The sequence below is a fragment of the Rheinheimera gaetbuli genome (assembly GCF_054781935.1).
The window spans coordinates 234,927-249,437 of record NZ_BAAGTL010000012.1; the positions used below are offsets into that span (position 1 = coordinate 234,927).

Consider the following 14,511-nt stretch of genomic DNA (forward strand, 5'->3'; position numbering starts at 1 on the left):
TAGATCTAGTTTATCAACGGAGCCTTGGTTCAGAAATGAAGACAAAACTGCTGGATTACGACGTAGCACAGCACCTGCGTACACCAGAGGAGATGGCGGCCTACCTTGAAGCCTCAATAGCCGAATGTGATGGTGATGCCAGCTTTGTTGCCAAAGCGCTGGGGGATATTGCCCGTGCCAAAGGCATGGCAACACTAGCGCGTGATACCGGCCTTGGTCGAGAGAGTTTATACAAAGCCCTATCGGCTGATGGCAATCCGCAACTAAGCACGGTATTAAAAGTCGCCAAAGCGCTTGGCTTGCAATTTAGCGTCAAGCCAGCGGCATAACGGCCATATCAAACCAACAGAAGGGCACAGTAATGCGCCCTTAGTTTTTGTAGCAAATAAAGCCTTGACCAAGTTCAGTTTTTCGGTAAATGTAACAGCAGATTTAAGGTTAGATAGCCGGTTCCATTGTAGCTGAAGTAGGCAAAAGACAAGACCTGCTCTTAGATTCTATAGCATAGGCCACGAATATGATTGAGTCATTACAAGCAGAAAATTATAAATCTTTTAGAAAAATAAATTTTGATATCAGTAATATCAATATCCTTTTAGGTGCAAATAGTTGTGGAAAAAGTTCTATCACGAATCTGTTATTAATGTTGTCGCAAACTGCGGATAATTACAATTCTTATGGTAGTCTGCTGAGGTTGAATGGAGGTAAGTCAAGTCTGGGAGAGCCAATAAATATTTTCCCTGATAAATGCATTGATAATGAAATAAAGATTGGCTGGGGGCTCACGGATGATTTTATTGAAAAGGGTTTGAAGCAGTTAAGATTAGTAGATGTGGTAGATGAACTCGATAGTTATTGTAGATTCATAGCATATACAGCAAGAAGGAAGAACAACAATGTTGATATGGATATTTATCGAAAAGCGATGGAGTATTTGGCTGTAGTATATAATAGCGCTATGTTTGAAAGCGATTCGCTGCTCAAGGATGGTATAGTTGATTCTTTTAAGGTCGGACTAAATAATGCGTTAAAAACGACTTTTAAATTTCATAATTCAGAAGATTTTGATAAATACAAATTTGAGAAAATAAAAACATCTAGATTAAATGATTTGATTGACGTTTTTACTATTCCTGAGAGCGTTCGTAAAGTTAAGTATATCGAATATTCAATATTATATAACTCAGCTCGGCAAGAGTGTGAGTTGAAGCGATTGAGTATATTTAACTCAAGTAAGAAGTTAGTGATTGGGGTGGTTGTATCTAAGTCTAAAAAGATTGAGTTATTGAGTGACATTTATTGTAAGTATTCTCTAGAAAGATCAAGGTTAGATATAGTTAGAGATATTGACTTAAATAACTTTACTTTATTAAGTGATGATTTTTCAGTTAAATGTAAAAACCCTTTTTCTAAGTATATTCGTTCATACATTGGTGGTGTCCTTAGGTTTTTTTCAAAAAGTATAGCAGGTAGTAATCTAAATCATGTAACTCCGCTACGGGCTTTTCCTCAGCGATATTATTTGCTTGAGAAATCCGCACAGCACAATGTTCTAAACTCTAATGATGGTTCTCAATTAGCTGAGATATTAAAAAATAATCCTATAGTTTTGGACAGAGTAAACGAATTGTTTAAAGACTTTGGAATTAAAATATCTACGGCAAAAACGAACGACATAATACATCGAATTACCGTGAAGCAAAACAATGTAACCGTGGAGTTAACGGATGTTGGTTTTGGTATTTCACAAGTTTTACCAATATTAGTTCAGGTCCTTCTTTGTCCGCCCCACTCACTAACTATAATAGAGCAGCCTGAAATTCATTTGCATCCCAAAATGCAAGCTTGGTTAACAAATGTTCTTGTTTCAATATCAGTTAAAGAAGATAAAAAGCTAATAATAGAAACTCACAGTGATATTATTATTAAAAGGCTTCAAATTTTGTTCTTAGATCCAAGTGTAGAATTTTCTAAAAATAACATAAACATATATCACTTAGATAGAAAAGATGATGGTATGACAGATATATCAAAAGTTAATTTTACTGCTGTTGGGGATATTTCTTGGCCTGATGGATTTATGGATCTGGAAATTGATGATGCAATAAAGTTTCAGAGGTTAAAGGTAGAAAAAATTAAGCATTTGAAAGAGGTTGATGATGTTTAATTTTAACTTGTACTGCTTCTGTCCTGATTTGATTTCAGAAAAGATATCGGAGCCAGAATTTTTTATTGATGTTCTTCTTCCTAGTACAGTTAATTCTCCTCACCATTTGTTATTGGATGATAGTGAACTGCTTTGGCTTGAGTACTTGGAGAGGGCAGGTAAAAACAAGAGTGCATTTGATAATTTGAATACGTGGAGGAAAAGTTTAGAAAGAAAGGGGAATAAAGTTCTTTTCTCAAAAGTTGATAAATCAATGCGCGTAGATGAAAATTTTCTTGCGGAAATCGCTATAAACGCTCCTTCTACATCTCGGCGGTATATTGTTACAAATAAAAATGATAATTTTTTACCTGATTTGCAACGATTAAAATCACAAAGCGTTCACCTTATATCTGAGTTTAACATTGTAAAATCATCTGAGTATGAATTTAATGGGGTTTCGTTTAATAAGCATGATTTTCTTGTTCATCTAATTCATGCAATCTCTTTTGTGGTTTATACGCGAAGGAACAAACTTGAGAACGAACACAATGATTATTTGCGAGATTTACTAAAATTTAAAGGGTACGAGGTACAAGACCAGCCGAGGTTAGGAAGTTCAGGCTCAGGAAAAGGCGTAGGAAATCTTGATCTTGTAATTACTCAAGGAATGAAGTGGCTAACAATAATCGAGCCATTGAGACTTACGTCTGTGGATAAAGGTAATATAACGTCCCACTGTGAAAAATTAATCTTCAACTACAATCCTTTAATGCTTGTTTCAACATATCTTGTCGTTTATTACATCGGAAATCCTTCGGGTTTTAAAGAGTTTTATGCAAAGTATTACAAATTTGTATCTGAACTTTCGCCATTAGAGTTTTCGTCTACAGTTGATTTCGAAAGTGTGTCGGATGTTAACTGTGATTACGATGCAGTTTTAGCGTTCACGCAGCATGGGAATATTAACGGTAGTAAATTTCAATGTAATCATGTTTGTGTATCTTTTTCGGAGTAATGGCATATCAATTGAGTAGGTTGAGTTTTTAGCCTCGCACAATTTGTGTATTTTTGCCAAGATGTGCAAGTTTATCTTGTTATTGGTATACAACTAAATTAGCTGTCTGTATAGGTAATGGACAGCTAATTATTTTGTGAATTCGCCTTTCCCCTTTACTCCTTGTATAATACGCGCCCTTGATACACTCTGGTGCTTAATTTATGTCCACTGTTGCTACTACCATTTCCCGCAAGTCTGCCCCTGTAGCACGCATGGCGCCTGAGCGCGACTTATTCAGCTACCCGAAATACTGGGCCGAGTGCTATGGCACGGCGCCGTTTTTACCTATGTCGCGCGCCGAGATGGATACGCTTGGCTGGGACAGCTGCGATGTTATTTTGGTAGTAGGCGATGCCTATGTAGACCATCCCAGCTTTGGTATGGCGGTAGTAGGGCGCATGTTAGAAGCCCAGGGCTATCGCGTTGGCCTTATTTGCCAGCCGGATTGGCACAGCAAAGACGACTTTATGCGCCTGGGCAAACCAAACCTGTTTTATGGCGTGTCGGCCGGTAACATGGACTCGATGATTAACCGCTACACCGCCGATAAAAAGCTGCGCCATGACGATGCGTATACCGCCGGTGATATTGGCGGCAAGCGGCCGGACAGGGCTGTAACCGTGTATACCCAGCGTTGTAAAGAAGCCTATAAAGATGTGCCGGTGATTATTGGCGGCATTGAGGCCAGTTTGCGCCGTATTGCGCACTATGATTACTGGTCAGAAAAAGTACGCCGTTCAGTAATCTTTGACGCCAAGGCTGATATTTTAATTTACGGTAACGCCGAGCGGCCGTTGATTGAAGTGGCGTATCGTATTGCCTCTGGTGTACCGGTAAGCGAGATACAGGATGTGCGCGGCACGGCGGTTATTCGTAAAGAGCCGCTGCCGGGCTGGCGTGGGGTGGATTCTACTGCGCTGGATAAAATCGGCAAAATTGACCCGGTGCCCAACCCTTATGGCGCCGATGATGTGGGTTGCAGCAGCTATTCTGAATTCGCCAAAGCCGGTATTGACCTGACCAAGCCTGCAGAAGTGGAAGCCAAGCCGATTTTAGTGCAGCCGCCACGGCAAAAACCTTGGGAGCAAACCTACGTTAAGCTGCCGGCGTTTGAACAGGTAAGCGTTAATAAGCCGCTGTATGCTCATGCCTCGCGGATATTACACCAGGAAACTAACCCCGGTTGTGCCCGGGCGATAATGCAGCGCCATGGCGATCGGCATATTTGGGTTAACCCGCCGGCCTTTCCGCTTTCTACCGAAGAGATGGATTTAGTCTTTGGCCTGCCGTATCAGCGCGTGCCGCACCCGGTGTATGGCAAAGAAAAGATCCCCGCCTACGAGATGATTAAAACCTCGGTCAATATTATGCGCGGCTGCTTTGGCGGCTGCTCGTTCTGCTCGATTACCGAGCATGAAGGCCGCATTATTCAAAGCCGCTCGAAAGAGTCGATTATGCAGGAGATCAAGGATATTCGCGACAAAGTACCTGGTTTTACCGGCGTGATATCCGATCTTGGCGGCCCGACGGCCAATATGTACCGCTTAAACTGTAAAAACCCCAAAGCCGAGCAAACTTGCCGTCGGCCCAGCTGTGTTTACCCCACCATCTGCGAGCACATGGACACCGACCAAAGCCCGACGGTAGAACTGTACCGCGAAGCCCGTACTTTACCCGGTATTAAAAAGGTACTGGTGGCCTCCGGCGTGCGTTATGACCTGGCGGTGGAAGATCCGAATTACGTGCGCGAGCTGGTGCAGCACCATGTTGGCGGCTATTTAAAAATAGCGCCGGAGCATACCGAGAATGGCCCGCTGTCGAAAATGATGAAGCCGGGCATGGGGGCTTACGATAAGTTTAAAGAAATGTTCGACCGCTTTAGTAAAGAAGCCGGTAAAGAGCAGTTTTTAATTCCGTACTTTATTGCTGCCCACCCGGGCACCACCGATCTGGACATGGTGAACCTGGCGCTATGGTTAAAAGAGCGTGATTTTAAGCTGGACCAGGTACAAAACTTTTACCCCAGCCCAATGGCGAACGCGACCACCATTTACCATACGGAAATGAACTCGCTGAAAAACATCAATAAAGCCAATGACGAAGTGGTAGCCGTACCGAAAGGCGAGCGGCAGCGCCGTTTGCATAAGGCGATACTGCGCTACCATGACCCTAAAGGCTGGCCGCAAATTCGCGAAGCGTTAATAAAGATGGGCTTAAAGCACTTAATTGGCCGCAGCAAAGGCTGTTTAGTGCCGGAAGAGGGCAAAGACGAGCAGTTTAGAAAGCCGCTTAAGGGCGGCCAACCGGCGCTTAGCCGCCATACCGGTTTAAACCCGGCAGCCAAAGCGATTGCCAAACAGGGTAAAAAGCCAGCGCATGGTAAAAAGCCGTTTAACGCCAGCGGTAAGCCTGCAGCCAAAAACGGCGCCGCTAACGCTAATGGCCAGAAGTCGCAGCGGTCTAAAGGCTAATGCAGCGGCTGTTTTTCAGCCTTAAATTCTCCGCAGGGCAGCAACAACAGTTGCTGCCTTATCAGCAGCAAGCACTGAATGTATGCCCGGGCGCTAAAGCTGTTGCTAGCGAAAACCTGCATTTAACGCTGTTTTTCTTAGGCCTGACAGATAGCGTACAGCAACAGCGACTGATTAGCGCTGCCGGGCAAATTAAACTCGCCCCGTTTAGCATCACGCTGGATACCTTAAGCTGTTTTATTAAGCCGAAAATACTGTATCTGGCACCGTCTCAGCTACCCGATGCGCTGTTGCAGTTACAGCTGCAAGTGGCAGAGTGTTGTAAGGCAGAGGGTTTTAGCGATATGCATGACAAGTACCGGCCGCATATTACTTTGGCTCGGCAGGCGTTATGTGCCGGGCAATTTCAGCAGCCGGTAACGCCACTAACACTTCACATCAGTGAGTTTGCCTTGTATCAGTCAGCGCAGTTTAACGGCCATTTACAGTACCGGCCACTTTATAATTTTTTACTGATATAACAACTATTTACCATCATAGGGTTAAGCGTTTTAAGGCAAACTGCTATAGTTCATCAGTGATTAATTTTCGCGGCTTATACTCGTTACAAACACCTTAACTACGCTACCTGATTAACAAGGATTGGTTATGCCTGCCTCTGCGTCATTTCTCAGCAAAATTTTCGGCTCGGTAAACTGGACGGCCCCCGGCTGGTTGCAGCAGCTGTGTCAGAGCGCCAAACAGCGCCCGGCTGGCTTTTGGGGCGGCCTGGCACTGGTGCTGGCCATTGTCGGCGCGGCCGGCGGCGGTTATTACTATTATCAGCAATTACCCAAACCGTTAAAAGTTATCGCGACAGTATACAGCCCGGACGTTGGGCATTATCAGGATGATGTAGAGCAACCCACGCCGCTGCGGTTGCAATTTAGCTATGATATCAGCGACCAGGCCGGGCGCATTGCGCCTGTGCCACAGCTTTCGGCGGCGCGGCTGGATTTAATTGGCGAAGTGCTTAGCAGCGGGGGCAGTATTAGCCCAGCGATTGCTGGCAAATGGTTGTGGCAGGATGACAATACCCTTACCTTTACACCAGCGCAGGCCTGGCCTGCGGCAACAGCGTATCAGCTGACACTGGATAACAGCATTTTTGCCGCTGATACTCTGCTGGCTAAACAACAATACCGTTTTGAGACAGCGCCGTTAACGGCTGCTATTAACCGGTTGCGGTTTTATCAGCATCCTACTGAACAAAGTACCCGGCAGGTAGTGGCGACGTTAAATTTCAGCCATCCGGTAGACAGCGACAGTGTGAAGAATTTGCTGTCGATGACGATGCGACCTGATGGCGGCGATGTACGCAGCAAAGGCAAAGCGCTGGAATTTAGTGTTACAACAGATAAAACCGGCCGCGAGGTGTATCTGCAGTCGGCAGCACTAACCTTACCAGAGCGCGAGCAATATTTAACCGTACAATTAAAAGCCGGGGTGCAGGCACAAACCGGCAACGGCAAAACCAGCCAAGATCACTCGCAGCAGCTGTTGGTGCCGGATAAAAGCAGCTTTTTAAAGGTGCAACAGTTACGCGCCGAAATTGTGTTTAGCCCAGAGCAGCAACCAGAGCAAATGTTGTTACTGGAATTAACCGACCGTATTAGCCGTGCCCAGCTACAACAAAACCTGAAACTGTACCTGCTGCCGAAGCACCCTAAACGCAATTCCAATTATTGGGCGCCGGGTGAGGTGACCAGTGCTGTGTTGCAGCAAGCGACGTTGTTAACGCCAGAGCTAATGCCTACCGCCGCGCCGGACGACAGTGCCTTTAGCCTTAAATTGGATGTACCGCCAGGCCACAGTGTGTTTGTTAGCCTGGCTAAGGGCTTGTTATCTGTCAGTGATTTTACGCTGGCAAATGAATACCGCAGTGTGGTGCAAGCGCCGCAGTATCCAAAACAGGCCAAACTGGTCGGTGAAGGTGCCTTGCTTAGCTTAAGTGGCGATAAAACCCTGCAGCTGTTAACGCGCGGGGTGACGGGCATAAAAGTGACACTGCATAAGCTATTGCCAGAGCATTTGAACCACTTTATCAGCCAAACCGGTGGCGATGTCAGCCAGCCATATTTTTACAATTATCAGTTTGATGAAAGCAATATCAGTACGGTGCATCAGCAAACCTTTAGCCTGGCACAAGCGCATCCAAAACATGCCAATTATCTGGCTTTACCATTACAACCGTACTTGCAGCAAGCCGGTATGGGGGTGTTTTTTATTAAAATAACCGAGTTTGATGCCAGATACCCGCAGCGACAAGGCACCGAGCTGGACAAGCGGGTCGTGCTGGTAACCGATTTGGGTTTGCTGGTAAAACATAATGCCGACACCTCGCAACAGGTTTTTGTCATGTCGGTTGCTGATGGCAAACCGGTAGCCGGGGCACAGGTAGCATTGCTGGGTAAAAACGGTGTGGCGGTGCAAAGCGGTACAACTGATGCACAGGGCAGTGTTGTGCTGGGCAAAACCACGTCGCTGCTGCGTGAGCGCCAGCCGGTAGTGTATCTGGTTAGCCGCCAGCGTGGCGCGATAACCGATAGTAGCTTTATTCCTTATAACAGATACAGCCGCCAGCTGGACTACTCAAAGTTTGATACCGATGGCCGTTATCAGGACGAGCACAGCGACAAAGCACTCAGTGCCTATATGTTCAGCGATCGCGGTATTTACCGCCCGGGCGAGCAGGTGCAACTGGCCGCTATTATCCGCAATAGTGATTTATCCCTGGCTGGCGCAGATTTACCGCTGAAAATTCAGGTTAATAGCCCGCGTGGTAATACCTTTTGGCAGCAAAATTTTAGTTTAACCGGCCGGGGCTTGCACAGTTTTAGCCTGGATACGGCAGTACAGAGTGAAACGGGTAATTACCATGCCTCTGTTAGCTTGCTCGACGCTAAAGGCAATGCCACCCGGCATTTGGGATCGGTTAGCTTTGTGCTGGAAGAATTTTTGCCGGATACGCTGAAAATAAACAGCCGCTTTAACCAAAGCGCCAAAGGGTGGTTGGCACCGGCAGATTTAAGTGCCCAGATCCAGCTGGATAATCTGTTTGGTACACCGGCGCAGCAACGCCGGGTTAGCGCCAGCTTAGAGCTTATCCCGGCAGACTTTAGCTTTGCGCAGTACCGCGATTACCGTTTTATTACGCCAAAGCAGGACGAGCAACGCAGCCGTGTGCGACAAAGCCTGGATGCGCAACAAACCGATGCTGACGGTAAAGCCAGTTTTAACCTGCCATTGGCGCAATACAGTGGTGGTACGTACCGGCTGGTAGTCAACAGTGAAGGCTTTGATGCTGGCGGCGGACGCAGTGTAAAAGCCCTAAGCACGGCCTGGCTGTCGCCATTGCCAGTATTGGTGGCGGTGAAAGCCGACGGGGAATTGGGTTATCTGAAACGGCAACAAAGCCGCAAGCTGGCGTTTATTGCCGTAGACAACAACCTAAACCAGGTGGCGCTGGCGGACATTAGCCTGAAACTGATAGAAAAACGCCCGCTGTCATCTTTGGTTAAACAGCAAGATGGCACCTTTGCTTATCAAAGCATAGTGCAGCAGGTTGAGCTAAGTAGCAGTACTTTTACGATTGACGCTACAGGTAGCGAATACACTGTGCCTACCGACAACGCCGGTGATTTTGAGCTGCAGCTGCATCACGATGGACAACGGTTAGGTAACCTGGCATTTAGTGTGGTTGGTGCAGGTAACAGCAGTGCCATGCTGGAGCAAAACGCGGCGTTAAGCGTAAAACTGGATAAAACCGATTACAGCGCGGGTGACTGGATCGAGCTGAGTATTACGGCACCCTATACCGGTACCGGTTTAATTACCATTGAAACTGACAAAGTGCATAACTTTAGCTGGTTTAGCAGTGATACCACCAGCAGCATCGCGCGTATTCAGCTGCCGGCCGACCTGGAGGGCAATGCCTATGTTAATGTGGCCTTTGTCCGTGCCAACGACTCGGATGCCTTGTTTGTCAGCCCACTTAGTTATGCTGTAGTGCCGTTTAATATTGATCGCAGCGCCCGCACACTGGCAATAACACTAACCGCGCCAGAGGAAGTCAGGCCCGGCAAACCTTTTACACTGGGTTATCGCACCGATAAACCGGCAGATTTATTGTTGTACGGGGTAGACGAAGGTATTTTGCAGGTTGCTGGCTACACATTGCCCGACCCGTTAGCGCATTACCTGCAAAAGAAAGCACTGCAGGTACGCAGCTTGCAAATGCTGGATCTTATTTTGCCCGAGTTTAGCGCCTTGCAGCGTCAACTGGCCGGTATTGGTGGCGACACGGAGCTTATGGCGCTGACGGCAGCACGAATGATGATGGATAAAAACCTCAACCCCTTTGCCCGCAAGGCTGAGCAGCCAGGCGTATTTTGGCTGGGTGTTGTAAAGGCAAATAGTCAGATGGGTAGCGCTGAAGTGACACTGCCTGAAAGCTTTAGTGGCAATATTAAACTGATGGCAGTGGCGGTGGCAGACAGTGCCCTGGCTGCCAGTAGCCGAGACGTGCGGGTGCGCGGGCCTTTTGTATTAACACCCGAGGTACTGCAAAGTGCAGCGCCGGGAGATGAGTTTGATATCAATGTCAGCGTTGCCAATGGTATTAAAGACTCGGGTACTGATGCACCGGTGCAGGTAAGCCTGCAGCTGCCCGCTGCGCTAACCGCAATTGGTGATGTTAGTATGCTGCTGAATATTAGCGAGGGCAGTGAGCAGAGCGCGCGTTTTAGGGTGAAAGCCGGCGCGGCACTGGGGGAGGCCACTATCCGCTTTACGGCCGGGTATCAACAGGGTGATATTGCTGAACAGGCCTCGCGCGACGTTAGCCTGAGTATTCGCCCGGCGACTGCCTATTTAACGACGCTAAATGCCGGTTACAGTAAAAGCGGTAACGCCGAAATATCGACCCGCTATCCGCTGCATAGCGAATTTGCCGAACTGAATGTGGCAGCGTCGGCCAGTCCGTTGGTATTGGTAGAGGGCTTTACCGACTATCTTGCGCGTTACCCGCATGGTTGTACCGAACAGGTGGTGTCGCAGGTGTTTCCGTGGGTTGGTCTGGTGCAACAGCCTTCATATCAGGCGCGTTGGCCAGAGCTAAGCGAAAAGTTTGCCGTGTTAATACAAAAGCTGGCGGAGCGCCAGCAAAGTGATGGTGGCTTTAGCTTTTGGCCTGGTGGTTACAACAGTGCTGATATTCCCAGCATTTATGCCATGCACTTTTTGCTCAGCGCCCGCGAGCAGGGCCTGGCTGTACCGGATTACCTGTACCGGCAGGGGCTTGAGTACCTGCGCAACACGGCACGCCAGAGCGGTGCAAACCTGTATCAGGCGCGCGCCCGGGCGACAGCAATTTATTTACTGACCCGCAGTGGTGAGGTCACGACTAATTATTTAACCGAGTTGCATGAGCGGCTGGAAAAACAGCATCAACAAGCCTGGCAGGGCGATATTACCGCCAGCTATATGGCAGCCAGCTACCAATTGCTGCAAAAGCCTGAGCTGGCGCGCGGTTTGGTTAACAATTACCGTATGGGTAAGGCATCAAAAATGCAAACTGCTTATCTGGCCCGCACCGGTACCCAGTTTGCCCCCTATGCTAACCCGGCATTTCAATCGCAGCTAAGTCAGGATGCGCAGCATCTGTACTTGCTGGCCAGCCACTTTGCTGACGACGCCCGTAAGCTGGCACCGCAAGATATATTGCGTCTGCTGCAACCGGTATTTGATAAGCAATACAATACCTATGCCACGGCTTACACCGTGCTGGCGCTGGCAGCTTATGATCAGTTGCTTACCCCGGCGCAACTTGCTGCACCGCAGTTCTATCAGCTTAATGCTGATAGCAGCAAAGCTGTGCTGGCACCGGCAGATAATCTTGCGGCATTACCCAAGCGCGAATTTAGTGTGCTGGCAGAGAAAATTCTACTGCAAAGCCAGCACCCACTGTTTTATGCCCTTAGCGAAGCAGGCTTTGCTGTCACACCACCAACAAAGGCTGTTGCACAGCAACTGGAAGTGACGCGGGATTATCTTAACCACGACGGCAAGCCGGTAACGGCGGCACGTCAGGGGGACGAGCTAACCGTGCGCTTGCGGGTGCGTAGCCTGAACAATAGCTGGCATGCCAATGTGGCGGTGGTAGATTTATTGCCGGCGGGCTTTAGTGTTATTCGCAGTTCAGTACCACGTGAGCAGCAAGGCTGGCGAGCTGATTATATCGATATCCGTGAGGACAGGCTGGTATATTACGCCACTTTTGGCCCGCAAATGACTGAGCTGCGTTATCAGGTTAAAGTTACTGCCGCCGGTGATTTCACCTTGCCGCTGGTGCAGGCTGAATCAATGTACGATAACAGTGTACGTGCCAGTACTGCGCCAGGCCGCTTTGTGGTGCAGGCTAAAAGCCAATAATGCGGCTTACTGCACTGCGCCGATTGTACAACAGCAAGCTGCTTTGGCTGGCCGTACTGCCGCTACTGCTAATGCTGCTGGCATTAGTGTTGCTTGCGTTTAGCCCAAAACCGGCGTTATACCCGGATTATCGCCAGGCCAGTGCTTATTTTGCTGCCGATGGCAGTTTGCTTAGCCTGCGCCTGGCAGATGATCAGCGCTACCGGTTAAAACTGCCGCTGAGTGATATTGCGCCAAAGCTTATTCAGGCAACGTTGTGGTATGAAGATCGGCGGTTTTACCAACATATTGGCGTTGATTTTACAGCAGTAGCCCGGGCATTTTGGCAAAGTGTACTGCAAGATGGCCGCCGGCAGGGCGCCTCCACTTTGACGATGCAGCTGGCGCGGCTGCGGTTTGGCCTCAATAGCAGTACCCTGGCTGGCAAACTGCAACAGGTGGCGTATGCGCTTTATCTGGAATGGCATTACGACAAAGACAGCTTGCTTGAAGCCTATTTTAACTATGCCCCTTATGGCGGCAATATTGAGGGCGTAGCGGCAGCCAGTTTGATTTACTTCGGTAAACAGGCCAGCGCGCTAACCTTGTCTGAAGCGCTGGCGCTGACATTAATCCCCCAAAACCCAAATCAGCGCAGCCCGCTAAGCCGCAAAGGCCAACAGCAACTGGAGCTGGCCCGCCAGCGTATAACCGCGCTGTGGTTAGCGCAACATGCACTGCCAGCAGATCTCGCCAGCTTACTTACTCTGCCATTACAATATAAAAACCGTGACGCTTTACCCTACAAGGTACCGCATCTGCTTAACCGGCTGCAGGCCGGGGGCGAGCGTGGTGGGCGGTTTTATACCAGTATTGATACTAGTTTGCAGCAACGCATAGAGCAGCAGGTAAACCGTTATCTTAACCGGTATCGCGATAAAGGTTTTGTTAATGCCAGTGTATTATTGGTTAAGCGCAGCAGCTTGCAAATAAATGCCTACCTGGGATCTGCCGATTTTAACAACGCGGCTATTGCCGGTCAGGTAGACGGTGTTAGCGCGTTGCGCTCGCCCGGTTCTGCGTTAAAGCCCTTTGTCTATGCGCTGGCGTTGCAGCAGGGGCATATTCATCCACAAAGCCTGCTTAGTGATTTACCGCGCCGTTATGGCAGTTTTAACCCGGAAAATTTTGATCGGCAGTTTGTCGGGCCACTCAGTGCCACCGAAGCATTAATTAACAGCCGTAATGTACCGGCGGTGCAACTGCAGGCTAAACTCAGCCAGCCGGATTTTTACAGCTGGTTAAAGCAGGCGCAGGTGCTTTTACCACAAAAAGCAGAACACTACGGCCTGGCGCTGGTGCTCGGCGGGATGGAAATTAGCATGCAGCAATTAGTGCAGCTGTATGCCATGCTGGGTAATGGTGGTAGCTGGCAGAGCCTGCAGTGGCAGGCTGAGCCGTCACCAGCAGCACCACAACCACTGTTAAGCGCAGAAGCGGCGTTTTTAACCCTGGATATGTTGCGCCAGCACCCGGCACCGCAGCCTGGCTTAATTAGCCACTTAACACAAAGTAGGCCGGTGGCATGGAAAACCGGCACCTCGTACGCTTTTCGCGATGCCTGGGCCATAGGTCTTAGCGGCGACTACGTGCTGGCGGTATGGCTGGGTAATTTTGACGGCAGCAGCAACCCTAATCTGGTGGGGCGCACCGCGGCCGGCCCGTTACTGTTTGAGCTGCTATCGTTATTGCAGCCGGATCTGCAGGCAGAGCAACAGTTGTTTACGCCCTCTGCAGTACTTAATGTCAAACAAGTGCCACTGTGCAGCCGCAGCGGTGACTTGCCAAACAAATATTGCCCGCAAACCCGGCCGGGTTGGTTTATTCCCGGCGTGTCGCCGGTTAAGTTGTCTGATGTGCACCGGGCGGTGCCGGTGTCTGTCGATTCCGGCTTGCGGGCCTGTCAGCACACGCCGCCGCATACCGAACTAAAGGTATTTGAATTCTGGCCATCAGATATTCAGCAGGCCTTTAGCCGGGCCGGCATTATGCTGCAACAGCCGCCTGCTATGGCCAATGGCTGCCTGCAGTATACACAGGGCCGGCCGCCGCTTATCCGCTTACCCCAACCCGGGCTGCAATATCAGTTGGATAGTCAGAATAAAACTTTGCCGCTGCTGGCCACGCTGGACGGTGCAGCAACAACCGCTTATTGGTTCGTTGATAACCGGTTTATCGGAGCCTCACAAGGCGGCGACCCGTTGTTGTGGCAGGCGCAGGCGGGGCAGTTTCGTATCAAAGTGGTGGATGACTCCGGCAATGTGGCAGATGTTATGACAGCAGTAGCAATAGCAAATTAGTAGCCCTTACAATTCTTTGTTGTC

Annotated in this window: 7 protein-coding genes; all 7 read left to right on the top strand. The window is 48.8% G+C overall.

Features of this window, described 5'->3' with window-relative positions; genetic code table 11:
• The first annotated feature begins 35 nt into the window (after positions 1 to 35).
• On the top strand, positions 36 to 329 hold the full coding sequence (locus ACYVIC_RS11680; protein WP_460860126.1) for an addiction module antidote protein: 294 nt from the start codon (positions 36 to 38) through the stop codon (positions 327 to 329).
• A gap of 188 nt (positions 330 to 517) precedes the next feature.
• Positions 518 to 2,167, top strand: coding sequence for an AAA family ATPase (locus tag ACYVIC_RS11685; RefSeq protein WP_460860128.1), 1,650 nt, complete (start codon positions 518 to 520; stop codon positions 2,165 to 2,167).
• Positions 2,157 to 3,164, top strand: coding sequence for a hypothetical protein (locus tag ACYVIC_RS11690; RefSeq protein ID WP_460860130.1), 1,008 nt, complete (start codon positions 2,157 to 2,159; stop codon positions 3,162 to 3,164). Before ACYVIC_RS11685 ends, ACYVIC_RS11690 begins: the two co-directional genes overlap by 11 nt.
• A 254-nt stretch (positions 3,165 to 3,418) precedes the next feature.
• Positions 3,419 to 5,677 (top strand): YgiQ family radical SAM protein, encoded by a 2,259-nt coding sequence (locus ACYVIC_RS11695; protein WP_460860469.1) that lies wholly within the window; start codon positions 3,419 to 3,421, stop codon positions 5,675 to 5,677.
• Positions 5,677 to 6,198: an RNA 2',3'-cyclic phosphodiesterase gene (thpR, locus tag ACYVIC_RS11700; RefSeq protein ID WP_460860131.1), complete on the top strand. Its 522-nt coding sequence runs from the start codon at positions 5,677 to 5,679 to the stop codon at positions 6,196 to 6,198. Before ACYVIC_RS11695 ends, thpR begins: the two co-directional genes overlap by 1 nt.
• 127 nt (positions 6,199 to 6,325) lie before the next feature.
• Positions 6,326 to 12,148, top strand: a complete 5,823-nt coding sequence (locus tag ACYVIC_RS11705) for an MG2 domain-containing protein (protein ID WP_460860133.1) — start codon at positions 6,326 to 6,328, stop codon at positions 12,146 to 12,148.
• A complete protein-coding gene (gene pbpC, locus ACYVIC_RS11710; RefSeq protein ID WP_460860135.1) occupies positions 12,148 to 14,487 on the top strand; it encodes a penicillin-binding protein 1C in 2,340 nt (779 codons plus the stop codon). The genes ACYVIC_RS11705 and pbpC overlap by 1 nt, the downstream gene beginning before the upstream one ends.
• The last annotated feature ends 24 nt before the right edge of the window (positions 14,488 to 14,511 follow it).